A 26,733-nucleotide genomic window follows, 5' to 3' on the forward strand; every position below is an offset into this window, starting at 1 on the left:
AGAGAAAGAGATGTTTAAAAGAATAATCCTAAAAAAATGATCCATCCAATGCATAATTGCAGCGGATGGATCATATATATTACTTAGTGGCAACCCAAGTTTTCACAAGGTCAGCAGTACCATATACATAATGTTGTTCGCCAACTTCATGGTATGTGGCGCTTTCGTCAACTTCTGTATGTTTATAAGGAATACGTTGACGACGCTTTTCTGACATAGGGTCTGGAAGCGGAATAGCTGATAATAATGATTTTGTATAAGGGTGTACAGGATGATTGTAAATATCATCTGCTTTACCGATTTCCATAATTTTACCACGGTACATAACAGCGATACGGTCACTGATATATTTAACCATCGAAAGGTCATGGGCAATGAAAAGATACGTTAAGCCACGTTCTTTTTGTAGTTGTTTTAATAAGTTTACAACTTGCGCTTGAATCGATACGTCAAGTGCAGAGATAGGTTCATCGGCAATGATAAACTTAGGATCTAAGCTTAGCGCACGTGCGATACCGATACGTTGACGTTGACCACCAGAGAATTCATGGGCATAACGGTTAGCGTGCTCTTTGTTTAAACCAACAGCTTCAAGCAATTGGTTGATTTTTTCGCGACGTGCTTTCTTATCCTTATACAAACCGTGAATATCGAAAGCTTCCCCAATGATTTCGCCAGCCGTCATACGCGGGTTTAACGATGCGTATGGATCTTGGAAAATCATTTGCATTTGACGATTAAAATTCTTTAATTCATTTTTAGATTTTTTACCATGAACGTTTTCACCGTCGAAAATAATTTCGCCACCTGTAATATCATAGAGGCGAATGATTGAACGACCAGTCGTTGATTTACCACAGCCTGATTCACCAACAAGACCAAGTGTTTCACCTTCGTAGACATCAAAACTAATACCATCAACAGCTTTAATAGGGTTGCTTGGTGAACCGAAATATTGTTTTACGTTTTTAACTTCAAGAATTTTTTTTGCACCCGTTTTAGTCATTGAATTCTTCCTCCTTCGCAATAAAGCCTTCAATACGTTTAGCAACCGCATCTGGAAGTGGAATTTTTGGCGCGTCAGGATGCAACAACCAAGTTTTTGCATAGTGTGTGTCGCTTACTTTGAACATTGGTGGCTCTTGCTCATAGTCAATGGCCATTGCAAATTCATTACGAGCAGCAAACGCATCACCTTTTGGAGGATTTGTAAGATCCGGTGGTGAACCTGGAATCGTACGTAATAGCTCGTCCTCATTACTATCTAAATCAGGCATAGAACCAAGTAATCCCCAAGTATAAGGATGTTTTGGATTATAGAAAATATCATCTACTGTACCGTATTCAACGATTTGACCAGCGTACATAACGGCTACACGGTCAGCAACGTTAGCCACAACACCAAGGTCGTGGGTAATGAAAATGATAGATGTTTTAGAATTCTTTTGAATTTCTTTCATTAATTCTAAAATTTGTGCTTGAATAGTTACGTCTAATGCTGTTGTAGGCTCATCGGCAATTAACAACTTCGGATCTGCCGCAAGTGCAATAGCGATTACAACACGTTGGCGCATCCCGCCTGAAAATTCATGTGGATATTGGTTATAACGTTTTTCAGGGAATGGAATACCTACTTGCGTTAAAAGTTCAATCGCGCGTTTTTTCGCCGCATCTTTTGAAACTTTTTTATGTTGTAAAATTACTTCAGTAATTTGACGTCCGACCTTCATCGTTGGGTTCAAACTTGTCATCGGATCTTGGAAAATCATAGCAATTTCATTTCCGCGCACTTTTGACATTTCTTTTTCACTAAGTGGAATTAAATCACGGCCATTGAATAAAATTTGTCCTGACTCATAAATACCAGGTGGCTGTGGAATTAATTTCATTAAGGCGTTACTCGTAACACTCTTACCAGAACCAGATTCACCAACGATCGCTAGCGTTTCACCTTCTTTTAAATCGAAGTTTACACCACGAACAGCATGGACAAGTCCAGCATAAGTTTTAAAGTTAATTTTTAAATCTTTTACTTCTAAAATTGTTTTACTCATTTCGGCCACCTCCTTATTTACGTAGTTTTGGATCTAGTGCATCTCGTAAGCCATCACCAATAGCATTAAACGCAAAGATTGTTAGCGAGATAAATACTGCTGGGAAAATTAAGCGCCACGGAGCGTTAGCAATCGCTTTATTTCCGTCAGATGCCATTGTACCCCATGAAGCGTGTGGAGCAGGGACACCAAGTCCAAGGTAACTTAAGAACGATTCCGTGAAAATAGCAGATGGAATTGTTAATGTCATTGTTACTAAAATTGCACCAAGCGCATTTGGAATTAAATGTTTTAAAATTAAATGCCCTGTGCTAGCACCTAAAGTACGTGCAGCAAGTACATATTCTTGATTTTTAATCGATAATACTTCACCACGGACGATACGAGCCATGTTAATCCAGCCTGTAATCGAAAGGGCGATAATCATAGGGAATAAACCTGGTTGTAAAACAACTAATAATACGATTACGACTAATAGGTAAGGAACCGCAGTTAATACGTCGGCAATACGCATCATAATATTATCAACGCGACCACCAGCTAAACCTGAAATACTTCCCCAAAGAACGCCGATAATTAAGTCAATAACCGCCGCTGTAATACCGATAAATAAGGAAATACGAGCACCTGCCCAAATACGTACGAAAATATCACGCCCTAAATCATCTGTCCCAAACCAAAATTCTGCAGATGGTGGGGAGTTGAAAACACCAAGTTGATCGCTGTATTTATATTGTGAAAGCATCGGTGCAAAAATCGCCATTAAAATAATGATGATTAAAGTGACTAAACCAAAAATCGCCATCTTGTTATGTGAAAAACGAATAAATACTTCCTTCCAGAAGGAAACGGATTTATCAGCTAATTTATCAGTTGCTTCATGATTTCCACCGACAATTTTAAACATATCTTTGTTAATCGGTTGTTGCGTCATTACTTTTTCGCTCCCTTCAACTTAATTCGCGGATCAATAAAGCTATATAAAATATCGACAATTAATACCGCAAATAAAAGGATGATTGAATAGAACACTGTCGTTCCCATGATAACTGTGTAATCACGGTTTGTAATACTTTGTACAAAGTGTTTACCTAGACCAGGGATTGCGAATATATTTTCAACGATAAAACTACCTGTTACAACACCAGCTGTTAATGGACCAAGGTACGTGATAACTGGTAGAAGGGCATTACGTAAAGTATGGCGGAAAACGACTGTCCATTTGCCAATCCCTTTCGCACGAGCCATTTTTACATAATCACTGCTGTTTTGTTCAAGCATACTGGAACGTGTTAGTTTAGCGATAAAGCCCATATGTGAGAACGCAATAGCAAGGGCAGGTAAAATACTATAAACGAAGCCTTTCCATCCACTAACAGGGAACCAGCCTAATTTATAAGCTAAGAAATACTGCATTAAGCCTGCCAAAATAAACGATGGTACCGATATTCCGAGCACCGCAAAGGACGTTGCCAAATAATCCGGCCACTTATTATGATAAAGCGCTGAAACTACGCCTATTAATACACCGAATCCAACCGCCAATAGCATAGCTTCAATCCCAAGAGTTAACGAAACAGGGAAGCTCTCATTAATCATGTCATTTGTAGAACGCGCTTTATACTTCATAGACTCACCGAAATTAAATGAGGCCGTATCGATTAAATAATCTTTATATTGAATATACCAAGGGTTATTTAATCCATACGTTTCGTTTAACTTTTCCTCGATTTGCGGAGGGAAATTACGTTCACTTGCAAAAGGACTACCTGGAGCAAGACGCATTAAGAAAAACGTAGCCGTTACGATGACGAAAAGCGCGAGAAGTATATACATCAGCCTTTTCAAAATATAATTAATCACATAAAACTCCTCCTTCTATTTGTCAATTTTCTGACAAATATATGCCTTCGTATTTTAAAAAGAGCTGACTCGCGCCGAAGTGGCTTCGAGGCAGCTCTTCGCTGTAGAGCTTAAAAAATATTATTTAGATTATTTAGCGTCTAAATCAACGTTTTTAAGTTGGATGATACCAAGTCTATCTGGTCCCATGTTTTTAACATACTTTTGTTTTACTGAAAGGTTTGTGTAGTAGTAGATTGGCGCTACTGGGAATTCTGAAACTGCGATAGCTTCAGCTTCTTTTAATAGCTCAAGACGTTTAGCTGTATCTACTTCTGCAACTGATTGTTTTAACAATTCTTTGTACTTCGGATTTTCCCAACCAGTATCGTTGTTACCGTTTTTAGCAGTATCGTACATTTCTAAGAATGTGTAAGGATCGTTGTAGTCTGCAATCCAGCCCATACGACCGATTTGATAGTCAAGAACGTTAAGTTTTTCTAAGTAAACTTGCCATTCTGAGTTATCAAGACTTACAGTAATTCCAAGGTTTTTGCTCCATCCTTCTTGGATGTATTGAGCGATAGAAGCGTGTGCTTCACTTGTATTGAATGATAAGTTAATTTTGATATCTTTAGCGTCTTTAATACCAAGTTCTTTCATACCAGCTTCAAGTGCTGCTTTAGCACCTTCAACATCGTTATCTTTGTAGTAACCGCGGTCTTCTTCAAAACCACTGATTGCAGATGGAACCATACCTAATGCAGGTTTTTGTTCACCTTTAGTTACGTTGTCAATTAAGCCTTGACGGTCGATTGCTAATGTTAACGCTTTACGGATGTTAGCGTTTCCAGTAACTTTATCTGTTGTGTTGAATTTGTACCAATAGATAGCAGCATAGTCATCGATATTTAATGACTTGTCAGCTTTGAATCCATCAATAGCATCAAGTGCCACTGTTTGGTATGGAGAACCTAAGTAATCAATTTCTCCATTTTTGAACATTGTTACAGCAGTTGCTTCGTTTTCAACCATACCGATGTTTACTGTATTAACTGCTACGTTTGCAGCATCCCAGTAACCTTCGTTTTTCTTAAGCACGATTGAATCACTGTGTTTCCAAGTATCTAATGTGTATGGTCCGTTTGTTACGTAGTTTTCACCAGCTTCAGCGTACCAATCATCTTTACCTTCAACCACTTTTTGGTTGATTGGTGAGTAAGTTTTGAATGCAGTTAACTCTAAGAAGTAAGCAGTTGGGTTTGCCAAAGTAACAACTAGTGTTTTTTCATCTTCAGCTTTAATTCCTACTTCATCAACTGAACCAGCACCTGTATTGTAAGCTTCAGCACCTTTAATTGGGTAGAATACAGAAGCATATTCAGATAGGTTTTCTGGATTTAAAGCCCATTTCCAAGCATATTCGAAGTCGCCAGCAACTACTGGATCTCCGTTTGTCCATTTTGCATCACGTAAGTGGAATGTGTAAGTTAAACCATCTTCACTTACATCCCATTTTTCAGCCATAGCTGGTTGTGGTTGTCCATCAGCGTCTGCACGAGTTAGACCCTCAAATACGTTAATTAAAATTGCACTAGATGTAGAATCTGTTGCAAGTTGTGGGTGTAAAGATGGTGGCTCAGAAGGTATTACTAAGTTCAGCTCTTTTGCTGTTTCTGATGAACCAGAATCTTTTTTATCGTCTTTTGCTTTGTCAGACGAATCTCCACCAAAGCCACATGCAGCAAGTACTAATGAAAATACTGCAAGGACAGTTAGTAATAAAAACTTTTTGTTCTTATTCATGTGAATCCCCCTTATACAATTTTTAAGCCTTTTGTGAAGCTCCTATTTAATATACCAAAAAAGTCATTGTGCACAAAATAAAAAAGATTCAAATTTATATAGTATTATCTGACATTTACAAGAATAATAATTTTCTTCTGTTTATCACTTTAGAGTACAAAAGTGTTTAAATAATGAGAATTTGATTTAAAATAGCTAAAAATATCAAAAATGAAACAAAATCAAAAAAATGATTTACTATACGGAAAATTCCTATTTTTTTGATAATATTATCACGAAATAAAAAATGATTCTAAAGTCATAGATGTTCTACCTTGAAGAATTTTTATAGTTTTGTAGAAAATCATTGTAAAACTAAGTGAATATGATTTTTTATTAGGTAATTTTTTGCAGTTTCTAATCTGAAAATAGAAATAATACTATCTATAAATGATATATAAAAATTTTGTTTTGTATTTATCTAGTATTTAGCTTTGGGAGAGAAAAAAAGGGAAAATGAGAGAAATTTGGTTGATTTAACATGACTTTTTATGTTGTTTATAGGCGGATTTTAGCGCAAGGAAGTAGTTTAATATTTTTTTAAAATAATTCATTTACCTTTATAATGGGTTTTTTTCATATAAAATGGGGTGTGTTTTTTAATTAAGCATAGATTTTTGTTTTTGCGGGTTCTTCTTTTCGACAGAAATCAACAAAGTCAGCTATATTTTGTATAAAAATGATTTCATGTCAAAATATATCGCTTTTTCAATCAGTTTATCCAATTATTTCTAAAAAAATCATGTAAAAAAACACTCTAGGATGAACGCTGTCTCGTTTTCAGCGTTTACCTAGAATGTTTACTTGTTGTTTTATAACTTAAATTGGTGAATCTGATTTTGCAACTCTAATGATTTCTCGCTTAATTCTGTGGCAACGAAGTTTACTTGTTGAATTGTAGCTGCTTGTTCTTTCATTGCTTCGGCAATAATCTTTGTATTATCCGCACTTGCTGAAGCGCCGTAAGCAATTTCAGCAACTGATGCGGCTACTTGTTCAGCGCTGGCAGATATTTCTTCTGATGTTGCTGAAATATCTTCAATTTGATCGGACATCGTCGTAATTGCTTGGACAATGGATTCGAAAGCAATGCCTGCTTCTCCAATCATTTTAACACCATCATTTACAGAGTGAAGACCGTCGACTACTGCTTTTTCTACATTTTTTGTATCTTGCTGAATATCTTGTGTTAAAACGACAATTTTATTAGCGGATTGTTTTGATTCTTCGGCTAGCTTGCGCACCTCATCTGCTACAACAGCAAAGCCTTTCCCGTGTTCACCTGCGCGTGCTGCTTCGATAGCGGCATTTAGAGCGAGCAGGTTGGTTTGATCTGTAATTGCTGTAATAACTTCCGTAATATTGCTGATTTCTACTGATTGTTTACTTAGTTTTTGAACGAGTGTGTTAATAAGTTGAGTAGAATCATTGATTACATTCATTTGCTGTTGGGCTTCTTCTATTATATTGTTGCCTGTATTGGCCGTTTCTGATGTGGCGATGGCGCTATGGTGAAGCTGTTGTGTTGCTTCTGCAATACGTTGTACACCTGTAGCTGTTTCATCCATGGCGGCAGCACTTTCCTTTGCAGCAATTGTTGCGGTTTCGGCCGCGGCGGCGGTTTCATTAATGCGTGAAGATACTTCTTCTGTTGTAGCAGAAACTTCTTCAGTAGAGGCCGTTAACTCCTCGGCTGCGCCTGTTAAATGTTCTGAGTTATTTTGAATATGTGTCATTAAACTACTTAAGTTACTTTTCATCGTATTAAAGGCTATCGCTAGTTGTCCAATTTCATCTTTGGATTGATTGGTAATATCTTGATGATATAATTCACCGTTTGCAATGTTGTTGGCAGCGGCTACAACAGATTTTAAAGGGCTAGTAACTTTGCGATGTACATAAAGCATTAGGAATATGCCAAGTGCTACACCAATAATAATCGCTATAATCGAAATGATTTGTGAATTTTTTACTGCTTCTTTAGATTCTGCTGTAATATTTTCTAGCTGTGTTTTTTGGTAATCGACAACTTTATTTGAGACTTCTAGTAGTCCTCGATTTGCTTGTTGTGCATCACTATTGACTATTTTTAATGCCTCATCTAATTTTCCCTCATCATGTAAAGCTAAAGCACGATCAGCTGCTTTGTTAAAAGCATCGTTATATGTAATAAGCTCTTTGGCATATTCAACCATTTCGGGCGAATCTGCTTTTTTTGCAATTTCGGCAACGTGCTCATCTAACAATCCAGCGTGTTTAATTAAACTATCCTTATTACTTGCTGTATCTTCTATAAACATTGCGCGAATAAAAAGACCTTGCATTGCCATTTCAAATTGAATACTATCTGACAGTTCTACTTGGGAAACGCGGTCTTCTAATGCAGCTTCAACTTTCTTCTCAATATTGGAAAATTGGTTGAACAAAATAAGCAAAGACATAAATAAGATCAAAATAATTGAGAAAAAACCGAAGCTTAATTTTTTGCCAACAGACATAGTAATACGCCCTTTCTAAATTGCTTTAAAATTTTTTATAGTTAAATTAAGACATCGTAGAAGCGAGAAGTCAATAACCGGAGATAGAAACAGTTCAGAATATTCATGCTAAAAATCTTTTTATTTTAGGATAGGGCACATTGCCTGTGAAAATTGAAATGGACACAAATTTTTATCGTTATATAGTACGGATTGCTGTGGATGAACAACAGAAAAAAATAGGGGCTAGGACATAACGATAAAATTTTTATAAAAACGCATGATTTCGGTGCAAGATTGCTATTGAGTATGCACAAGTACTTAGCTATTTTTTCTTTTGTAATTAGGAATAATAGAAGAGCATACTACATGTTGTAGCGCTTTACGGTGTACCTGCGTAAAGCAATCCTCTTGCCGATAGCAACGGCATGGCTGGGGTATAACTAAAAAATAAAGGAACAGAGGAAAGGTGTTCATAAATTTTTGCTATATGGAGAACTTAGCTATTCTTGCTTTTGCAATAACTAGTTGTTGGTAGCGGAGGCGGTGACTCCTGCTCCAGAACGCACACAACGTAAGACGCGGGCATTCTGCTTGTTAGCGAGGGTTGCTTCTTACGTGTGCTGAGCGGAAAGCACCGCCGAAGCGGACAACACGACGCAGCAAAAAGGTGTTAGATTGACTGCCATCAATCTAACACCTTTTCACTTTTGTCTCAGCCTCTTCTTCTATAATGCTATTTTTAAGACTGTTTCTTTAATTGTAAAATAACCGTTTCATCTGGGTCTATAAACAATGTTTTTTGTTCGAAGTAAATAACGAATCCAGGTTTAGCACCATTAGGCTTTTTGACTTGTCGTATTTCTGTATAATCTACCGGAACAGAGGATGAGTCACGAGCTTTTGAGAAATATGCGGCAAGGGTTGCGGCTTCTCGCAATGTCGTATCATCTGGATTAGCATCGTGAATGACTACATGAGAGCCTGGTATATCTTTTGTATGAAGCCAAATATCTGTACGCTTTGCTATTTTAAATGTCAGCATATCATTTTGCTTGTTGTTTTTCCCTACAGAAATTGGTGTTCCTGTAGAAGATAGATAATGTTCGGGTTCAGGTTTAAGCTGTTTTTTCTTTTTCTTGGCGTGACGAAGTTTTAAATAGCCTTGTTCCGCTAATTCTTCACGAATCTCCTCGATATCACCTGGTGATGCTTGTTGCACTTGTTGTGCTAACATTTCGAAATAAGTAATTTCTTCTCTTGTTTTTTCGAGTTGCTCTTGCACCATAATAAGGGCATTTTTAGCCTTCGTATATTTCGTGTAATAACTTTGTGCATTTTCAATCGGAGTTTTGCGCTCGCTTACCGGAATCGTTACTTGTTCAGCAGATTCACTGTAATAGTTTGTGACGGTCACTTCCTTCACACCTTTTTCAAAAGCGTAAATATTGGCCATCAATAGTTCCCCATACAATTGGAACTGATCTAGTTTGGAGGCGCGTTCAAAGTCTTTCGTCAGTTTTTTGATTTTTAATGATAGTTTGTCGATTTCGTTTTGTAACCAACGTTCTAAATCTCCTGCTTGTTGCTTCACACGATCTCGTTCCGCGCGAGCAAAGAATACACGGTCAAGAAGCTCATGGACATTTGGATAGACCGTTTTCTCTCCTTGTAAATGTGTTAAAGCAATTGGGGAGAAGTATGTTTTATTATGTGCGGATACATACATCGGTTCTTTGCCACCATCATTAAAATCTGCCATAAAGTCTTTGAAACATCCAACTTTGTTTGACGCAACTGTTAAACGAAATAGCAACTCCTCTGCATGTAAAGGAGAAAAGCCAATAAATTGCGACACAACTTCTTTAGCGGTTTTTGGCTCTGCGAAAAATGCAGCTACTTGCTCATCAGTGACCGTAAGAGGTTGCCATTTGTTTTGTGCAGGTGGGGCGATATAAGGCTGTCCAGGTAATATTGTTCGGAAACTATTCATCGAAGGTGATAAATGTTTTAAACTGTCGATAATTTTATTTTGTTCTGTATCTATTAATAACAGGTTACTATGGCGACCCATAATTTCTGCATGTAATTCCCGTACAATGGGATCACCGATTTCATTTTTACTTTGGATTTCTACTATAATAATACGATCTAACTCATGCTGTTTAATAGAAGAAATAAAACCACCCTCTAGATGCTTACGTAAAAGCATACAAAACATAGGGGGTTCAGCAGGGTTTTCGATTGTTTGCTCTGTAAGATGTACACGTGCATAGGAAGGGTGGATAGAAAATAATAATTTATGGTTCCCTCCATTTGCACGGATTTGTAAAACAACTTCCTGCGCGTTAGGTTGATGTATTTTCGTAATACGACCTGTTACTAATTTTTGTAGGTCTGTTGTCATTGAATAAGTAAATAAACCATCAAATGCCATTTTAATTCCTCTTTCCAACGATATATTGCATCATTGTATTTTTCGTATTTGCGCTGAAAAGGTCTGCTGAAACGAACTACAATGGTGCAATTCATGATTTTATAAAGTGTTCCCAAAACAGCCATTTCAAGCAAGAATGCTTTTTTAGTATGTTTATCATAGCATTTTTTAGGTGAATATTAAAATATAGCTACAGATGTGGTAGAATTAATTTTTGCTCTAGCGATTTTTTTGTGGAGAGACGTCATAAATGACAGAGCTTATGTTATAATTATCCCAGTATGCAAAGAAAGGTGTGACGAACCTTGGTGCGTAGTATGACTGGTTTTGGCAGAGGTGTCACAACAACAAGAGACTTTCAGTTAACCGTAGAAATACGCTCGGTCAACCATCGTTTTTTAGAAATTCATGCAAAATTTCCGAAAGAATGGCTTGAAGCAGAAGTTTTTGCTAAGAAATTAATTTCACAAGCTTTATCCCGAGGAAAAATTGATGTGATGGTATATGTAAAAGATTTAGAAAATGTCGAGCAATCTATTGAAATTAATTGGTCATTAATTGAAGCGTATCGTAAGGCAAAAGAACAATTAGCAAGTAAAGTACCGCTAGAAGAAAAATGGACGATGCAGGAGCTACTAGCGCTTGAGAAAGCATTAGTGCAAGAAAAGCCGCAACTAACGCCAGAAGATTTATTAGGTGCTGTGGAACATGCGGTAACAGAAGCCATTGGACAGTTGATTCAAATGCGTGAGCGTGAAGGGCAAGAATTGCAAGAGGTTGTTGTACAATATAAAGAACAGCTAATGGAACAAGTGAATCAAATACGTTCATGTTCTTCACTTGCTGTTGAAAAATATCGTACACGTTTAGTAGAACGGATTGCTGAAATTGCAGAAGTAGCGCTTTTAGAAGATCGTTTACTCGCAGAAGTAGCGATATTTGCAGAACGAGTGGACATAACGGAAGAATTGGATCGATTAGATAGTCATTTTAACCAACTGGAAGAAACGTTGCTAGAAACCGTTTCAATCGGGCGTAAATTAGACTTTTTAATGCAGGAAATCCATCGCGAAATCAATACGATAGGTTCTAAAAATCAATCGACAGAAGCAGCCGTTGCAGTAGTTCAGGCAAAAACAATTTTAGAAAAGATGCGTGAGCAAGTTCAAAATATCGAATAACATGCCTGCATCTGTTATAAATTAAGGGAGATATAGAGAATAAATGATAAAAGAACGTGGATTATTAATTGTTCTGTCTGGCCCGTCTGGTGTAGGAAAAGGGACAGTGCGAAAAGAATTATTTTCTCAACCGAATACGAATTATGAGTATTCCATCTCAATGACAACACGAAATCCTCGCGAAGGTGAAGTAGATGGTGTAGACTATTTTTTCAAGACACGTGAAGAGTTTGAAACGTTAATTGACCAAGGTGGCTTATTAGAACACGCTGAATTTGTAGGAAATTACTATGGCACGCCGTTAGCCTATGTAAATGAAACACTTGATGCTGGTCGTGATGTATTTTTGGAGATTGAAGTACAAGGAGCAGCGCAAATTCGTAAAAAAGCACCGGATGCCTTATTTATTTTCTTAGCCCCTCCAAGTTTAACGGAATTAAAAGATCGTTTAGTTGGCCGTGGGACAGAAACAGCGGATGTTATTGCAAAGCGTATTGCAACTGCAAGTGAAGAGCTTGAAATGATGAGCTTATACGATTATGTAGTTGAAAATGATGAAGTGACAAATGCCTGTGATCGTATAAATGCGATTATTAAAGCCGAGCATTGTCGAAGAGAACGTGTTGAAAAAAGATATTTGTCAATGTTGAGAGGAGAATAAACCAATGTTATACCCATCAGTAGATGCCTTAAAGAAAGAAATTGATTCAAAATATTCTTTAGTAAGTTTAGCATCAAAGCGCGCTCGTCAAATGCAAGAAGTAGAAGGTACTGAACGCCTACACAAATATGTTTCCTATAAATATGTAGGAAAAGCACTTGAAGAGGTAGCAGCAGGTGTACTTACGAAAGTATCACAGGATGAGTCCGCTGTGTACGAAGACGAAATCTAACATTGATGGTATAAAGCTTTTGCCAGTTAATGTTAAAATCTGCAGTGATTTTTTGATTATACAAAAATGTCGAGAGCTCCCGAGGAATTGTCCTTTGGGAGCTTATCGTTTGAAAGGACGACATTGTAGATGAATAAAAATATTTTACTTTGTGTTTCAGGTGGTATTGCGGTTTATAAAGCTGTAGCGCTAGTGAGTAAGCTATCACAGGCGGGTGCTCGTGTAAAGGTCATCATGACAGCATCAGCTCGACAGTTTGTCAATCCATTAAGCTTTCAAGTCATGTCAAAAAATGATGTCTACTTCGATACATTTGATGAAAAAGATTCCAATGTCATTGCCCATATAGATTTAGCTGACTGGGCAGATTTAATATTAGTCGCACCTGCAACTGCCAATGTGATTGGCAAACTTGCAAACGGTATTGCAGATGATATGGTGACAACGACATTACTTGCCACTACTGTACCCGTTTGGATTGCACCTGCGATGAATGTCCATATGTATGATCATCCAGCGGTAAAGCGCAATTTGGCACAACTAGCAACAGATGGTTATCAATTTATCGAACCGTCAGAAGGCTTTTTAGCATGTGGCTATGTTGGGAAAGGTCGTTTAGAAGAGCCAGAGAAAATTACGGCACTTGTGCAACAGTATTTTTTCGCTCCAAAGCCATTAGTAGGACGAACGGTGCTTGTGACAGCAGGAGCAAGTTATATCCCTATGGATAATCAGCATGTGATTAGCACAAAGGCCAATGGTAAGATTGGACAAGCGTTAGCGAGAGAAGCGCAAGCACTAGGGGCACATGTCATTCTGTTAGGTGAAGAAGCAACAAATGTGTATGACCTTATAACGCAAGTAGAGAACGTTAAAAAGCAAAACGCACAGCTTTTATTTATCCACGCAGCCAACATACCAACAATTGAAAGTGCCCCTATTCTATCCATTGAAGGTACAGAGGCAGTGACATTTGGACAAAAAGTACTAGGGAATCCGATGTTACAAGTAATAGCCGATGAATGGATTGATGATAGTCAAACAGCAACAATAAACGGACAAATTGTCAATATTTCAGATACGACACAATTTGCAAAGGTTTTATGGCAGCATATATTACAAGGTGAGTTGCAATGAGCGTTTTATATGCAGAAATCATAGTGGATGTTTCAACATACCATGTAGATCGCTCTTTTGACTATGCGGTTCCTGCAGAATGGGTAGCTGTTATAGAGAAAGGCTGTCGTGTAAAAGTACCATTTGGACCGAGAAATGTACTAGGATTTGTTGTAGGTTTAAAACATGAAACAGAAGTTCCGACAAATAAACTAAAGCCGATTGCTCAAATTTTAGATATAGAGCCTGTTTTTACTGAAGAAATGTTGTTGATGGCAAAGTGGCTTAAAAATGAAACAATTTGCTATGAAATTGATGCATTGCAAGTAATGCTACCATCCGCATTAAGAGCTAAGTATGAAAAAATCGTCAAATTACTCAATCATCAAACGATTTTGCCAATGGCAGTTCAACAAATTTTCGGGAAGCGACAACAGGCAAACTTTAAGGAATTTGAACGGGCTGGATTATTGCCGCTCTTAAAAACGTTAATTACCGATAAAATTGTAAAAATAGAAAATGTTGTAAAGCAACAAGGCAATGTAAAAGCAGTTCGTATGGTAAAGATTTCTGAAGACGAACAAGCATTAAGCAAAGCTTTGCAAGAGGCATCAAGAGCTGTGAAGCAACGTTCTTTAATTGAGTGGATGGCTTCGCATTTAGGTGAAGTTTTTACACCACAGCAAATTTATGAAGCAACTGCTGTCTCTGCTGCTGTATTGCAAGGGGTTATTGAAAAAGGCGCAGCAAGTTTTATACAGGAAGAAGTGTATCGCGATCCTTTTACAAAGGATGTTGCACGTACACAGTCCTTACAATTAACGGACGAACAAGCAGTTGCATTAAAGGCAATTACGCATGCTATTGATACACAATCTGCTTCCACCTTTTTATTGCAAGGTGTTACAGGTAGTGGCAAAACGGAAGTTTACTTGCAAGCAATCCAAAAGGTTTTAAATGAAGGCAAGGAAGCCATTATGCTAGTGCCTGAAATTTCGTTAACGCCCCAAATGACGGAGCGTTTTCGTAGTCGTTTTGGTGAGATGGTTGCCGTAATGCATAGTGGGTTATCTGTTGGAGAGAAGTATGATGAGTGGCGCAAAATTCAACAAGGGAAAGTAAGCGTCGTCGTAGGTGCTCGTTCAGCCATTTTCGCCCCCTTTACTAATTTAGGGTTAATTATCTTAGATGAAGAACATGAATCGACTTACAAGCAGGAAGATTCACCCCGTTACCATGCGAGAGATGTAGCCATTTGGCGAAGCCAATACTTCCGTTGTCCTGTTATTTTAGGTAGTGCGACACCCGCTCTTGAGTCATATGCTCGTGCGAAAAAAGGGGTCTATACATTATTAACGTTAAAACAGCGTGCGCTGCATCAAGCAATGCCAACTGTATATGTCGCAGATATGCGAGAGGAACTCCAAAAAGGAAATCGCTCAATGTTTTCTGAACTACTGATTGAAGGGATACGGACGCGACTTGAACGACGAGAACAGATGGTGTTGTTTTTAAATCGAAGAGGTTATTCGTCCTTTGTGCTATGTCGTGATTGTGGAACGGTTGTACAATGTCCGAACTGTGATATTTCATTAACCTATCATCGTACAACTGAAAAACTTAAATGTCATTACTGTGGTTATGAAGAACAGGTGCCACAAATTTGCCCGCAATGTCAAAGTGAGCATATTCGATATTTTGGTACAGGGACACAAAAGGTAGAAGAAGAAATCTATAAATTATTTCCAGAAGCAAGAGTACTACGAATGGATGTTGATACAACAAAGCACAAGGGGGCACATGAAGAGATTTTGCAAGCATTTGGTGAGGGGCAAGCTGATATTTTACTCGGTACGCAAATGATTGCAAAGGGACTTGATTTTCCTAATATTACACTTGTTGGTGTGCTTAGTGCCGATACATCCTTACATTTACCAGACTACCGTGCGGCGGAGCGAACTTTCCAATTACTTACACAGGTAAGTGGTAGAGCAGGCCGTCATGATAAAGCGGGCGAAGTCGTAATCCAAACCTATACGCCTGAGCATTATGCAATTGAATTAGCTAAAGTACAAGATTACGAGCCATTTTATGAACGAGAAATGTTTTTACGCCGTCGTTCTGGCTACCCACCTTATTATTTCGTAGCACTTATACAAGTATCCCATGAAGATGTCATGATGGCAGCAGAGTATGCGGGGCGCGCAGCAGATTGGCTTCGAGGGAATTTATCCAATCAAGTGTCCATTATTGGCCCAACGGTGGCGAGTATTAGCCGTCTCCAAAATAGATATCGCTATCAATGTTTGATAAAATATAAAATTGAACCAAATCTGATACCTGTCTTGCAACGTTTACTTGCGATGTATCGAGCAGATTGGATTAAACAGGGGATATTAATGACGGTTGATTTAGACCCGTCTACAATATAAAGAGGTGCAATAGCTGCTTTTTTAGCAAGCTTGAATACATCATAATTGATTCAAATGGCGATTTGCCTAATATTGAAATTAAGGCAAGAGAGCGCCTTATATAATAGAAATGAGGAACGAGAAATGGCGATTAAAAAAGTGATCGAACATCCAGCAAAAGTATTATCTACACCATGTGCTGAAGTAACAGAAATTAACGAAGAGATTATTGCATTACTTGATGATTTATATGACACGATGGTGGAATATGATGGTGTGGGGATTGCCGCACCACAAATTAATGTTGGACTACGCGTGGCAATTGTCGAACTAGGTGAAGAAAGAGATATTTTAGAAATGATTAACCCTACTGTTATTAAAACAGACGGAGCAGAAGTGGATATCGAAGGATGCTTAAGCTTCCCTGGATTATATGGAGAAGTTGAACGTCCTGATTATGTAAAAATTGAAGCTTGTGACCGAGAGGGGCGTGTCTATGAGCTTGAAGCTGGCGGCTTTGAAGCGCGAGCGATTTTACATGAAATCGACCACTTAGATGGCATTTTATTTGATTCCAAAATTAAACGCATTGTGACAGAAGAAGAGCTAGAAGAAATGTACGCAGAAGAGGAGGAATAATATGACGTCAATTATTTTTATGGGGACACCTGATTTCTCAGCGCCAATTTTGCGTATGCTACACAATGAGGGGTATGATATCAAGGCTGTTGTGACGCAACCAGATCGACCAGTTGGACGTAAGCGAGTGCTAACACCGCCACCTGTTAAAGCAGCGGCATTGGAATTAGGACTGCCTGTTATTCAACCAGAAAAGCTGCGTGGCTCTGAGGAATTACAGCAAATACTAGATTTACAACCAGATATCGTTATTACAGCAGCTTTTGGACAAATTTTACCGAAAGAATTGCTTGATGCACCGCCACTTGGCTGCATTAATGTGCATGCCTCCCTTTTACCGAAATATCGTGGAGGAGCGCCAATTCACCAAGCCATTATGGATGGTGAAAAAGAAACAGGCGTAACGATTATGTATATGGCGGAGAAGTTAGATGCAGGCGACATCATATCTCAAAAGGCAATCGCTATTGAAGAAGATGACCATACAGGTGGTCTATTTAATAAATTAAGTGTTGTAGGGTGTGAGCTATTAAAAGAAACACTTCCTTCTATTATTAATAGAACAAATAGCCGGATAGTACAAGATGAAACACAAGTGACATTTGCCAGCAATATATCGCGTGAACAGGAGCGGATTGATTGGACAAAGGATGCCACGACTCTCTACAATCAAGTGCGAGGATTACACCCTTGGCCAGTAGCCTATACAACATTTGAAGAAGGCAACTTTAAAATTTGGTGGGCACAAGTTGGACAAGCGAAACATAACGTGACACCTGGTACAGTGGTAGCAATTGCAAAGGATCATTTTGAAGTTGCGGCTGGCAATGGGACAGCACTGGCATTATACGATATTCAACCAGCAGGAAAAAAACGAATGACGGCAGAGGATTATTTGCGAGGCACAGGTTCGAAATTACAGATCGGGGACCAATTTAAATGAGTAAAAAAAGCGTAGTAATTTGGGATGGCAATGTACGAGATGCCGCACTTTCTATCCTATTAGCAGTTGATAAAAACCAAGCGTATAGTAATTTACTTTTACACGAAACGATTAAACGCCATAAAATAGAAGCAAAGGATCGTGCACTTTTAACAGAAATTACGTATGGGACGCTTCAATATAAAATGACTCTTGACTACTATTTAGAGCCATTTATTCGTGGTAAACTAGATCATTGGGTGCGTTGGCTACTGCGTTTGTCGCTATATCAAATGCACTTTTTAACACGTATACCACCGCATGCAGCCGTAAACGAAGCGGTAGAAATTGCAAAACGTCGTGGGCACCAGGGGATTGCTTCGACAGTCAATGGTATTTTGCGTTCTATCTTGCGTCAAGGCGTAAGAGCGATAGAGGATATAACAGACCCTATCGAACGTCTTGCTATTGCAACGAGTCATCCACAATGGTTAGTTGAACGCTTTGTTCATAATTATGGTCTGGAAGTAGCGACAGCAATGCTTCACGAAAATAATGTTCCACCGGTGCAAACGGTGCGCGTCAATAGAACCGTGGCGACTCCAGAACAAGCGATTGCCAGTTTACAAGCGGAAGGCTTAACAGTACAGCAAAGTGACCTAATGCCAGAATGTCTTCATGTCACAAATGGGCAACCTGCTCGTACAAAGGCATTTCAAGATGGTGTGATTACCATTCAAGATGAAAGCTCCATGATTCCTGCAAATGTGTTGAATCCTTCTCCTGGTATGCGCGTCTTAGATATGTGTGCAGCACCAGGTGGTAAAACAACGCATCTAGCGGAGAAAATGGGCAATAAAGGTTCTATTTTGGCAACGGATTTACATCCACATAAATTAGATTTAATCGACCATAATACAGAACGTCTAGGACTTGATATTGTAGAAACGGCTCCGATTGATGGACGCAAGGCTCCAGACTTTTTACAATTGGAATCATTCGATGCGGTGTTAGTCGATGCACCTTGTAGTGGCTTAGGGGTTATGCGTCGTAAGCCAGATATTAAATATACGAAGCGTGAAGAGGATTTAGAAAATCTTCAAAAAATTCAACTGGCGCTCCTCGATGCGGCAACGAAAGTATTAAAACAAGATGGCAAGCTTGTCTATAGTACATGTACAGTCGATAAACAAGAAAACGAAGGCACTGTTGAGGCCTTTTTAACAGAGCATCCAGAAATGGAAGCTATACAACTAGAATCTTTACCAACAAAATTAGCGGAAAAGCAAGCAAATGGCATGCTTCAAGTCTTTCCACAAGACTTCGGCAGCGATGGTTTCTTCGTCGCGGCCTTTCGTAAAAAAGGAGAATCCAACTAATGGTGGATCAAGAGCAATTTAATGAACGTATTAACGATTTAGTCGAGGAAGCGGAAGATAAGCCTGTTCGACGAGCGAAAAAAGAAAAACCAAATTTAAAAGAATCCATTTATTCATTACAACCGTACCAATTAGAAGAATGGCTAATAGAAAATGGGGAAAAAGCATTCCGCGCGGCACAAATTTTTGATTGGCTATACAATAAACGAGTAAAAACATTTGAGGAAATGTCTAATCTATCTAAAGCATTACGTGACAAGTTAGACGCAAGCTTTGCTTTAACAACGTTGTCAACGATTATTAAACAAGAATCAAAAGATGGTACGATTAAATTTTTATTCCAATTACAAGATGGCTATTCCATTGAAACAGTTTTAATGCGCCATGAATATGGCAACTCCGTTTGTGTCACAACGCAAGTGGGCTGTCGAATTGGTTGTACGTTCTGTGCATCAACGTTAGGTGGACTAAAACGTCATTTATTAGCGGGGGAAATTGTGGAGCAAGTTGTCAAAGTACAGCAAGCTTTAGATGAAGTAAACGAACGTGTATCTCATATCGTTATTATGGGCATAGGCGAACCTTTCGATAACTATGATGCCATGATGAACTTCCTAAAAGTAATCAATCATGAAAAGGGCTTAAACATTGGGGCCCGTCATATTACCGTTTCAACATCAGGTATTGTACCAAAAATTTATCAATTTGCTGATGAACAGCTGCAAATTAACTTTGCTGTTTCCTTGCACGCACCGAACCAAGAGGCTCGTCAAAAATTAATGCCTATTGCACGTGCCTACAAATTAGAGGAACTGATGGAAGCCGTTCGTTACTATACGAAAAAAACGGGACGTCGTGTTAGTTTTGAGTATGGTTTAATGTCTGGTGAAAATGATTCCGTTGAAGTGGCTGAAGAATTATCGGCTCTTATAAAAGGTATAAAATGCCATGTTAACTTAATTCCTGTAAACTACGTACCAGAACGTGATTATATTCGCACATCTCGCAGTAAAATTTTTGCTTTTGAAAAAACATTAAAGAAAAATGGTATCAATGTAACAATCCGTAGAGAGCAAGGTTCTGATATTGATGCGGCTTGCGGACAATTACGTGCGAAAGAGAGATCTGAAGAAACGAGGTGACCAGTGATGAAATACACAGTCGAAAGTGATATTGGTTTAAAACGAGCAATTAATGAAGACCGCGCTGCCTTTTTTAAACGTCCAGATGGGCTCGCACTCGCACTTGTGGCGGATGGCATGGGTGGTCATAATGCTGGCGATGTAGCGAGTGATATGGCAATGAAACAAATGGAAACTGTGTTTTTACAAGCAGAGGCACATCATTTTGCAACTATGACATCAAAAAAAGAATGGTTACGACAAGCAGTTAAGCTTTTAAATACAAATATATTCAACTATTCTTTATCACACGAAGACTGTAAAGGAATGGGGACGACGTTTATCGCCGTGTTAATTGAAGGGAATTATTGCTTCATTGCACATGTTGGGGATAGTCGCGTGTATTATTTCTTTGATGATGGCGCACAACAAATAACAAGAGATCACTCCTATGTTAATGTTCTGCTTGAAAATGGTGAAATTAGCGAAGAGGAAGCATTGACGCATCCAAAGAAAAATTTCATTTTAAAAGCTGTTGGAACAGAGGAAACTATTGAACCAGACTTTTATGAAGTAGAGCTAGCGCCAAAATCGTATTTACTCATTTGTTCTGACGGTTTAAGTAATAAACTATCAGTGTATGAAATGGCATCTATCATTACCTATCCAGATGTAATTGAAGAAAAAGGGCGAAAGCTTGTGGAACTAGCAAATGCAAGCGGGGGGGAAGACAATATCTCCCTCGTGTTACTCACAAGGCAAGATGAGGAGGTGTAAGTATGCTTGTAGGAAAACGAATTAGTGACCGCTATAAAATTATAGAACTCATTGGTGGCGGAGGCATGTCCAATGTATACTTGGCGCATGATATGATATTAAATAGGGACGTAGCGATAAAAATATTACGCTATGATTTTACCAATGAGGATGAATTACATCGACGTTTTCAACGTGAGGCACTTTCAGTTACAAGCCTTACACATCCGAATATTGTTAGTATTTATGATGTAGGTGATGATGGAGACTTACATTATATTGTCATGGAATATGTTCAAGGAAAGACGTTAAAGCAGTACATACAGGAATTTGCACCGATTTCTCCTGCTCGAAGTGTGCATATTATGAAGCAATTAACGTCAGCGATTGCCAATGCTCATGAAAATCATATTATTCACCGTGACATTAAACCGCAAAATATTTTAATGGATGCGGAAGGAAATGTGAAAATAACGGATTTTGGAATAGCTATGACGCTAAGTGCCACATCTTTCACCCAAACAAACTCTGTGTTGGGCACTGTCCATTATTTATCACCAGAGCAAGCACGTGGTGGAACGGCAACAAATAAATCAGATATTTATGCGCTTGGAATTGTCTTGTATGAATTACTTACTGGCGAATTGCCGTTTTCTGGTGAGTCCGCTGTTTCAATTGCCCTTAAACATTTGCAATCAGAGACACCATCTGTTCGAGCATTTGATGGTACCATTCCACAAAGTCTTGAAAATGTCGTGTTAAAGGCAACTGCAAAAGATGCATCTCATCGCTATGCTACGGTAGAAGAAATGCAAGAGGACTTGGAAACAGTATTATCATCAGCTCGTATCAATGAACCAAAATTTACAATTCCTATTGATAATGATGCGACAAGAGCCATCCCAATCATTAAAGAACAGTTTATCCGAAAAGATGAAGATTTGACTAAAACAAGAGCAATGGAACCTATCGCACAAAAGAAGGTAGAGGCGAAAAAACCTGTTGAAAAAGTAGAGCCGGTCAAACAAAAGAAAAAGTGGCCAAAGTATGTGGCAGGGTTATTCATCGTCGTGATTGCAATGTTCCTTTTCTTTTTATTTGCAACAGATTTATTTAGTCCGAAAAAAATTGCCGTACCTGATGTGACCAATTTAACGGTCGAAGATGCGACAAAGAAATTACAAGAAGCTGGCTTTGTTGTTGCTGAACAACAAGAAGAGCGAAATTCTGAAGATGTTGAGAAGGGCAAAGTCATTGAAACTGATCCGGAAAAAGATGCAAAGCGTGTTAAAGGAACAGAAATAGAATTAATAGTTAGTCTTGGTGTCGAAACGGTTAAAATTGATGACTATACTGGACAACAAATTAGTCAAGTTGAGGCTTTGTTAAAGGATAAACTAATCATCCAAAAAAATTATGTGCATTCCAAACTGCCTGAAGGGCAAATTATTGAGCAAGATCCGCAAGAAGGAGCGGAAATAATCGCTAAAGATGCAACGATTACATTTACAATTAGCCAAGGTGTAAAAATGATTACAGTTGATAGTGTAGCGAATTATACGAAAGCTCAAATGGATGATTACGTAAAAAGAGTAGGGCTGAAATGGCGCACTGTTCGCGAAGAGTATAGTGATACCGTTGCAGCAGGTAGTGTTATTTCGCAAACGCCAAAACCAGGTACCAGCTTAATGGAAGGCGATACAATTGCAGTTGTTTTAAGTAAAGGACCTGCAGAAAAACCAGTGAAAACACTTATTAAAAATGTTTTAATTCCATATGAACCGACAGAAGAAGGCGCTGAACAAGTAATACGCATTGAAATTCAAGATAAAAATCATACCATGGTGAAAGCTTTTGATGAATTCACCATTACTAGTGACCAACAATACAAAATACAACTTGTCATTGTAGAAGGCGAAGAAGCGGCTTATAAAATTATCCGTGATTCAGAAATTATTGAGTCGGATAGCTTTAATTATGATGATGTTAAATAAGGGGGAATTGGATGGCGCAAGGCCAAATCCGTAAAGCGTTAAGTGGTTATTATTATGTTTACGATGGGAAGGAACTTATACAGTGCCGAGGACGTGGCGTCTTTCGCAATCGGGGAGAATCGCCACTCGTCGGTGATCTTGTAGAGTATACACTTGAAACGGAAGGCTCGGATGGTACGATTCAAAAAATTATGGATCGTCAAAATGAACTAGTTCGTCCGCCCATCGCCAATATCGATCAAGGCATTTTAGTATTTTCAGTAAAAGAGCCGAACTTTAATACGATTTTATTGGATCGCTTTCTAGTTGTTTTAGAGTCATTTCATGTACACCCCATTATCTGTCTGACAAAGATGGACTTATTACAAGAAGATGAGCGTGAGGAATTACAGGGCTATATCGCAGATTATGAAAACATAGGGTATACGGTGCTTCAAACTTATAAAGATGAAGAAGAATTAGTAGAACGTCTTCAGCCGATTTTAAAAGGAAAGACATCGGTGCTTGCGGGACAATCTGGTGTTGGGAAATCAACGCTTCTCAATACGCTAATACCTGATTTAAATTTAAAAACAGGCATTATTTCACAGAGCTTAGGACGAGGAAAGCATACGACCCGCCATGTTGAGCTGATAGAAGTATGTGATGGTTTATTGGCGGATACGCCTGGGTTTAGTTCGTTTGATTTTGATGAAATTGAAAAAGAAGAGCTAGGGGCATGTTTCCCAGAGATAACGCGAATTGCTGAGAACTGTAAATTCAGAGGCTGTTTGCATTTAAAAGAACCAAAATGTGCGGTTAAAGTTGCAGTCGAAGCTGGCGAAATACGCGAGTACCGTTACAAACATTATGAACAATTTATGCAAGAAATTATGGATCGAAAGCCGAGGTATTAATTATGATACAAATAGCACCATCAATTTTAGCAGCAAACTTTGCTAAACTAGGAGAAGAAGTAAAAGATGTAGAACGAGCAGGTGCAAAGCTTATTCATATCGACGTAATGGACGGTCATTTTGTACCGAATATTTCATTTGGATCCATTGTGTTGGATGCGATTCGTCCTTTAACTGATTTACCATTAGATGTTCATTTAATGATTGAAAATCCCGATCAATATATTGAACAATTTGCCAAAGCAGGAGCGGATTATATTACGGTACATGTAGAAGCTTGTCGCCATTTACATCGTACGATTCAATTAATTCGTTCTTACGGTGTTAAGCCAGGTGTTGTTTTAAATCCACATACACCGATTGAAACGATTCAGCACATATTAGAAGATATTGATATGGTGTTATTCATGACAGTGAATCCTGGATTTGGTGGTCAAAAATTCATTCATTCTGTTGTACCTAAAATTGAAGCATTATCCACAATTATTAAAGAGCGTAATTTAGACATTGCGATTGAAATTGATGGTGGTATTAATGCAGAAACAATTGTTCCATGTGCCAAAGCAGGTGCAACTATTTTTGTAGCAGGTTCAGCGATTTATAGTAAAGAGGATCGTACAGCGGCACTTCAAGAGATTTTAGCTGCTGGTGAGGCAGCGATTAAAGGATGACTACTGTTGTCGTTTGTGCAGGCGGTCCGAAAGAGGAGCTTTGTTCCTTAGAATCGTATAGTAAACAACATGATGTCCTATTTATTGGTGCGGACCGAGGTGCACTGTATTTAATTGAGCAAGGTATTACACCGCATGCCATTGTTGGCGACTTTGACTCGTTATCACAAGAGGAATATCAATATGTTATGAAACATGCGCAGGATGCCCAACGCTTCCGTGAAGAAAAAAATGAAACCGATACGGATTTAGCGCTGTTAAAAGCGTTAACCTACGCTCCTAGCGAAATTGTGTTAACAGGGGTTACAGGTGGGCGTTTAGATCATTATGAGGCGGCTGTGCGTTCCATTTATCGATTACAGCTTGAACATCCTGATCTTGTGTTGAAAATTATCAACCATGCCAACACGATACAGTTTTTGGTGCCAGGCACCCACACAATTCAAGCGGATGAGCGTTATCGCTATTTGTCTTTTTTTGCCCATGAGCAAGCAATACAGGGCGTTACTTTAAGGCATGTAAAATATGAAACAACGAACGAAGAAATTTCGTTAGGTTCAACTCGATTTACAAGTAATGAAATAATAGGCACTTCAGGGTCTATATCCTTCACGCAAGGCATATGTTTAATGATAAGAAGCATAGATTAGCGTAAGGGGGAGAGAGTCCTGAAAGTATATACGTTCCAACTGCCGAAATTTGTTAGTAGCATTACGCGTACGTGTATTAATCTATTTAAAAAAGATAAGAAAGAAGCTAAAAAATCCGACTGATGCCAGTCGGATTTTTCCTGTTTAATAGCTATATAAAGGCGGTTGGTAGTGTGCCTTGAAAAATGAAAGAAAAAAATCGATTTACGCTTTATGCGAAATCGATTTTTTAGAAGCGGCTATTAAACGCGCTCGATTTTACCTGATTTTAAAGCACGAGCAGAAACCCATACACGTTTTGGTTTACCGTTAACTAGGATACGAACTTTTTGAAGGTTAGCGCCCCAAGTACGTTTGTTAGCGTTCATAGCGTGGGAACGGTTGTTACCAGTACGAGCTTTACGTCCAGTGATTACACATTGTTTTGGCATGTTGTATTCCCTCCTTACAGTTGATGCTGAAAGATTATTATTTCAGTTCGGTATTTCACATACCATAATAATTTAACATACCAAGTCGTTCAGTGCAACAGTTTTCACATAACCTTTCAAGAAAAAAACCTTTACAGGCAAAAACAGCTATAAAAAAAACACTGAACAATGGTTACTCGATTCATTGCGCAGTGGATTTTTTAATAGATTATTTTCCGCGATAGCCAAGTTTTGTAGACACGCGTTTCCCTGTTTCTACAAGACGTTGTATAAGAAAGTTGATATGTTCATCGCTGACGTTAAAGCTAACAAAACCAATACTGACGGCACCGATAATTTCACCAAAGCCATTAAAAACGGCTACAGCGACTGAGGAAGTACCGGCTGTTCGCTCCCCGTGGCTAATGGCAAAGCCTTGTAATCGAATTTGTTCTAATTGCGCTTCTAATTCAGCCATTTCTTCCATAGGAACGAGTTGCTGCATAATTTCTTTTGCTTCTACGGGCGGTAAAGAGGCTAACAACGCTTTATTGGCTGCCCCAATATGCATTGGAATGCGAATACCTAGTTGATCATAAATACGAATCGGGTTTGCAGCACTATCAATACGTTCGATAATAATCGTATCTAACCCCGCAGGTTTGCTTAAATAAACACTTTCCTCAACTTCTCTAGCGAGTCTTTCTAATTCCGGCCTAATTTTGCTAATATAGTCCATCGTATCATACACTTGCAAACCTAACTCCATCCATATGGTGCCGAGACGATAATGCTTCGTTTGTGTGTCTTGTTCAATCATTCCTTGCGCAATCATCGCTTTTAAAATTCTATGTAATGTACTCAATGGTAAATCGCATTTGGTGGAAAGCTCTGAAATAGACAAACTGCCTTCGGATGCTTCTGAAGCTAACACTTTCGCAATTGTCATTGCACGTTCTAATAATTGCATAATGGTCCCACCTCCTCTAATCTTATTTTATTTTTATTCTTCCTGTTCGTCTAGTTCCTTCATTGTTGT

At 38.5% G+C, this 26,733-nt stretch carries 24 protein-coding genes; 15 read left to right on the forward strand and 9 right to left on the reverse strand.

Features of this window, described 5'->3' with window-relative positions:
* Positions 1-79 precede the first annotated feature (79 nt).
* From MHH88_RS04845 to MHH88_RS04875, 7 genes are all read right to left on the reverse strand, one after another.
* Positions 80-1,006 (reverse strand): ATP-binding cassette domain-containing protein, encoded by a 927-nt coding sequence (locus MHH88_RS04845; RefSeq protein ID WP_069510208.1) that lies wholly within the window; start codon positions 1,004-1,006, stop codon positions 80-82.
* Entirely contained in the window at positions 999-2,054 is a 1,056-nt protein-coding gene (locus MHH88_RS04850) for an ABC transporter ATP-binding protein (protein ID WP_024362098.1), read from the reverse strand. Before MHH88_RS04850 ends, MHH88_RS04845 begins: the two co-directional genes overlap by 8 nt.
* Before the next feature lie 13 nt (positions 2,055-2,067).
* Positions 2,068-2,988, reverse strand: a complete 921-nt coding sequence (locus tag MHH88_RS04855) for an ABC transporter permease (protein ID WP_024362097.1) — start codon at positions 2,986-2,988, stop codon at positions 2,068-2,070.
* Positions 2,988-3,917, reverse strand: a complete 930-nt coding sequence (locus MHH88_RS04860) for an ABC transporter permease (protein ID WP_069510206.1) — start codon at positions 3,915-3,917, stop codon at positions 2,988-2,990. The genes MHH88_RS04855 and MHH88_RS04860 overlap by 1 nt, the downstream gene beginning before the upstream one ends.
* A 129-nt stretch (positions 3,918-4,046) precedes the next feature.
* Complete coding sequence (locus MHH88_RS04865) at positions 4,047-5,702, reverse strand: peptide ABC transporter substrate-binding protein (protein ID WP_339261711.1); 1,656 nt, start codon at positions 5,700-5,702, stop codon at positions 4,047-4,049.
* 851 nt (positions 5,703-6,553) lie between these two features.
* Positions 6,554-8,239, reverse strand: coding sequence for a methyl-accepting chemotaxis protein (locus tag MHH88_RS04870; RefSeq protein ID WP_339261712.1), 1,686 nt, complete (start codon positions 8,237-8,239; stop codon positions 6,554-6,556).
* A 721-nt stretch (positions 8,240-8,960) separates the two neighbouring features.
* Positions 8,961-10,655, reverse strand: coding sequence for an NFACT RNA binding domain-containing protein (locus tag MHH88_RS04875; protein WP_339261713.1), 1,695 nt, complete (start codon positions 10,653-10,655; stop codon positions 8,961-8,963).
* A 317-nt stretch (positions 10,656-10,972) separates the two neighbouring features.
* Here MHH88_RS04875 and MHH88_RS04880 point away from each other — a divergent pair, with 317 nt between their 5' ends.
* The 15 genes from MHH88_RS04880 (at position 10,973) to spoVM (ending at position 25,407) form a co-directional block, all read left to right on the forward strand.
* Complete coding sequence (locus tag MHH88_RS04880) at positions 10,973-11,836, forward strand: YicC/YloC family endoribonuclease (RefSeq protein WP_339261714.1); 864 nt, start codon at positions 10,973-10,975, stop codon at positions 11,834-11,836.
* Between the two features lie 43 nt (positions 11,837-11,879).
* Complete coding sequence (gene gmk / locus MHH88_RS04885; RefSeq protein ID WP_024362091.1) at positions 11,880-12,497, forward strand: guanylate kinase; 618 nt, start codon at positions 11,880-11,882, stop codon at positions 12,495-12,497.
* A 4-nt stretch (positions 12,498-12,501) separates the two neighbouring features.
* Positions 12,502-12,729: a DNA-directed RNA polymerase subunit omega gene (gene rpoZ / locus MHH88_RS04890; RefSeq protein WP_024362090.1), complete on the forward strand. Its 228-nt coding sequence runs from the start codon at positions 12,502-12,504 to the stop codon at positions 12,727-12,729.
* A gap of 129 nt (positions 12,730-12,858) precedes the next feature.
* Positions 12,859-13,866: a bifunctional phosphopantothenoylcysteine decarboxylase/phosphopantothenate--cysteine ligase CoaBC gene (coaBC, locus tag MHH88_RS04895; RefSeq protein WP_069510191.1), complete on the forward strand. Its 1,008-nt coding sequence runs from the start codon at positions 12,859-12,861 to the stop codon at positions 13,864-13,866.
* Positions 13,863-16,277, forward strand: coding sequence for a primosomal protein N' (gene priA / locus MHH88_RS04900; protein WP_339261715.1), 2,415 nt, complete (start codon positions 13,863-13,865; stop codon positions 16,275-16,277). The genes coaBC and priA overlap by 4 nt, the downstream gene beginning before the upstream one ends.
* A 123-nt stretch (positions 16,278-16,400) precedes the next feature.
* Positions 16,401-16,895 (forward strand): peptide deformylase, encoded by a 495-nt coding sequence (def, locus tag MHH88_RS04905; RefSeq protein WP_069510187.1) that lies wholly within the window; start codon positions 16,401-16,403, stop codon positions 16,893-16,895.
* Position 16,896: 1 nt separating this feature from the next.
* Positions 16,897-17,838: a methionyl-tRNA formyltransferase gene (gene fmt / locus MHH88_RS04910; RefSeq protein ID WP_339261716.1), complete on the forward strand. Its 942-nt coding sequence runs from the start codon at positions 16,897-16,899 to the stop codon at positions 17,836-17,838.
* A complete protein-coding gene (gene rsmB / locus MHH88_RS04915) occupies positions 17,835-19,196 on the forward strand; it encodes a 16S rRNA (cytosine(967)-C(5))-methyltransferase RsmB (RefSeq protein WP_069510183.1) in 1,362 nt (453 codons plus the stop codon). Before fmt ends, rsmB begins: the two co-directional genes overlap by 4 nt.
* Positions 19,196-20,338 carry a 23S rRNA (adenine(2503)-C(2))-methyltransferase RlmN gene (gene rlmN, locus MHH88_RS04920; protein ID WP_339261717.1) on the forward strand — a complete coding sequence of 381 codons (1,143 nt, stop codon included), beginning with the start codon at positions 19,196-19,198 and terminating at the stop codon, positions 20,336-20,338. The genes rsmB and rlmN overlap by 1 nt, the downstream gene beginning before the upstream one ends.
* Before the next feature lie 6 nt (positions 20,339-20,344).
* Positions 20,345-21,094, forward strand: coding sequence for a Stp1/IreP family PP2C-type Ser/Thr phosphatase (locus MHH88_RS04925; protein WP_024362083.1), 750 nt, complete (start codon positions 20,345-20,347; stop codon positions 21,092-21,094).
* Positions 21,095-21,096: 2 nt separating this feature from the next.
* Positions 21,097-23,067 carry a Stk1 family PASTA domain-containing Ser/Thr kinase gene (pknB, locus tag MHH88_RS04930; protein ID WP_069510180.1) on the forward strand — a complete coding sequence of 657 codons (1,971 nt, stop codon included), beginning with the start codon at positions 21,097-21,099 and terminating at the stop codon, positions 23,065-23,067.
* A gap of 11 nt (positions 23,068-23,078) precedes the next feature.
* The gene (rsgA, locus tag MHH88_RS04935) at positions 23,079-23,963 is read left to right on the forward strand and encodes a ribosome small subunit-dependent GTPase A (RefSeq protein ID WP_339261718.1); all 885 of its coding nucleotides are present in this window, start codon (positions 23,079-23,081) and stop codon (positions 23,961-23,963) included.
* A 2-nt stretch (positions 23,964-23,965) separates the two neighbouring features.
* On the forward strand, positions 23,966-24,634 hold the full coding sequence (rpe, locus tag MHH88_RS04940; RefSeq protein ID WP_069510176.1) for a ribulose-phosphate 3-epimerase: 669 nt from the start codon (positions 23,966-23,968) through the stop codon (positions 24,632-24,634).
* Positions 24,631-25,284: a thiamine diphosphokinase gene (locus MHH88_RS04945; RefSeq protein ID WP_339261719.1), complete on the forward strand. Its 654-nt coding sequence runs from the start codon at positions 24,631-24,633 to the stop codon at positions 25,282-25,284. The genes rpe and MHH88_RS04945 overlap by 4 nt, the downstream gene beginning before the upstream one ends.
* Before the next feature lie 18 nt (positions 25,285-25,302).
* The gene (spoVM, locus tag MHH88_RS04950; protein WP_103977638.1) at positions 25,303-25,407 is read left to right on the forward strand and encodes a stage V sporulation protein SpoVM; all 105 of its coding nucleotides are present in this window, start codon (positions 25,303-25,305) and stop codon (positions 25,405-25,407) included.
* 119 nt (positions 25,408-25,526) lie between these two features.
* On the opposite strand, the gene rpmB is transcribed toward spoVM, so the two are convergent.
* Both rpmB and MHH88_RS04960 read right to left on the reverse strand, forming a co-directional pair.
* Positions 25,527-25,715 carry a 50S ribosomal protein L28 gene (gene rpmB, locus MHH88_RS04955; RefSeq protein ID WP_024362078.1) on the reverse strand — a complete coding sequence of 63 codons (189 nt, stop codon included), beginning with the start codon at positions 25,713-25,715 and terminating at the stop codon, positions 25,527-25,529.
* Between the two features lie 208 nt (positions 25,716-25,923).
* Complete coding sequence (locus tag MHH88_RS04960) at positions 25,924-26,664, reverse strand: IclR family transcriptional regulator (protein ID WP_339261720.1); 741 nt, start codon at positions 26,662-26,664, stop codon at positions 25,924-25,926.
* Between the last annotated feature and the right edge of the window lie 69 nt (positions 26,665-26,733).

Origin of the sequence: Lysinibacillus sp. FSL K6-3209 (assembly GCF_037976175.1) — a bacterium.
In the GTDB taxonomy this organism is placed as follows: domain Bacteria; phylum Bacillota; class Bacilli; order Bacillales_A; family Planococcaceae; genus Lysinibacillus; species Lysinibacillus sphaericus_D.

What these genes read in the sequence shown, in the direction of transcription:
- MHH88_RS04855 (WP_024362097.1), bottom strand. Translation starts at nt 2,988, where the DNA reads ATGACGCAACAACCGATTAACAAAGATATGTTTAAAATTGTCGGTGGA.
- MHH88_RS04880 (WP_339261714.1), top strand. Translation starts at nt 10,973, where the DNA reads ATGACTGGTTTTGGCAGAGGTGTCACAACAACAAGAGACTTTCAGTTA.
- MHH88_RS04850 (WP_024362098.1), bottom strand. Translation starts at nt 2,054, where the DNA reads ATGAGTAAAACAATTTTAGAAGTAAAAGATTTAAAAATTAACTTTAAA.
- fmt (WP_339261716.1), top strand. Translation starts at nt 16,897, where the DNA reads ATGACGTCAATTATTTTTATGGGGACACCTGATTTCTCAGCGCCAATT.
- coaBC (WP_069510191.1), top strand. Translation starts at nt 12,859, where the DNA reads ATGAATAAAAATATTTTACTTTGTGTTTCAGGTGGTATTGCGGTTTAT.
- MHH88_RS04845 (WP_069510208.1), bottom strand. Translation starts at nt 1,006, where the DNA reads ATGACTAAAACGGGTGCAAAAAAAATTCTTGAAGTTAAAAACGTAAAA.
- MHH88_RS04865 (WP_339261711.1), bottom strand. Translation starts at nt 5,702, where the DNA reads ATGAATAAGAACAAAAAGTTTTTATTACTAACTGTCCTTGCAGTATTT.
- MHH88_RS04870 (WP_339261712.1), bottom strand. Translation starts at nt 8,239, where the DNA reads ATGTCTGTTGGCAAAAAATTAAGCTTCGGTTTTTTCTCAATTATTTTG.
- MHH88_RS04960 (WP_339261720.1), bottom strand. Translation starts at nt 26,664, where the DNA reads ATGCAATTATTAGAACGTGCAATGACAATTGCGAAAGTGTTAGCTTCA.
- rpmB (WP_024362078.1), bottom strand. Translation starts at nt 25,715, where the DNA reads ATGCCAAAACAATGTGTAATCACTGGACGTAAAGCTCGTACTGGTAAC.
- def (WP_069510187.1), top strand. Translation starts at nt 16,401, where the DNA reads ATGGCGATTAAAAAAGTGATCGAACATCCAGCAAAAGTATTATCTACA.
- rpoZ (WP_024362090.1), top strand. Translation starts at nt 12,502, where the DNA reads ATGTTATACCCATCAGTAGATGCCTTAAAGAAAGAAATTGATTCAAAA.
- rlmN (WP_339261717.1), top strand. Translation starts at nt 19,196, where the DNA reads ATGGTGGATCAAGAGCAATTTAATGAACGTATTAACGATTTAGTCGAG.
- priA (WP_339261715.1), top strand. Translation starts at nt 13,863, where the DNA reads ATGAGCGTTTTATATGCAGAAATCATAGTGGATGTTTCAACATACCAT.
- MHH88_RS04875 (WP_339261713.1), bottom strand. Translation starts at nt 10,655, where the DNA reads ATGGCATTTGATGGTTTATTTACTTATTCAATGACAACAGACCTACAA.
- rsgA (WP_339261718.1), top strand. Translation starts at nt 23,079, where the DNA reads ATGGCGCAAGGCCAAATCCGTAAAGCGTTAAGTGGTTATTATTATGTT.
- MHH88_RS04925 (WP_024362083.1), top strand. Translation starts at nt 20,345, where the DNA reads ATGAAATACACAGTCGAAAGTGATATTGGTTTAAAACGAGCAATTAAT.
- MHH88_RS04945 (WP_339261719.1), top strand. Translation starts at nt 24,631, where the DNA reads ATGACTACTGTTGTCGTTTGTGCAGGCGGTCCGAAAGAGGAGCTTTGT.
- pknB (WP_069510180.1), top strand. Translation starts at nt 21,097, where the DNA reads ATGCTTGTAGGAAAACGAATTAGTGACCGCTATAAAATTATAGAACTC.
- gmk (WP_024362091.1), top strand. Translation starts at nt 11,880, where the DNA reads ATGATAAAAGAACGTGGATTATTAATTGTTCTGTCTGGCCCGTCTGGT.
- rpe (WP_069510176.1), top strand. Translation starts at nt 23,966, where the DNA reads ATGATACAAATAGCACCATCAATTTTAGCAGCAAACTTTGCTAAACTA.
- rsmB (WP_069510183.1), top strand. Translation starts at nt 17,835, where the DNA reads ATGAGTAAAAAAAGCGTAGTAATTTGGGATGGCAATGTACGAGATGCC.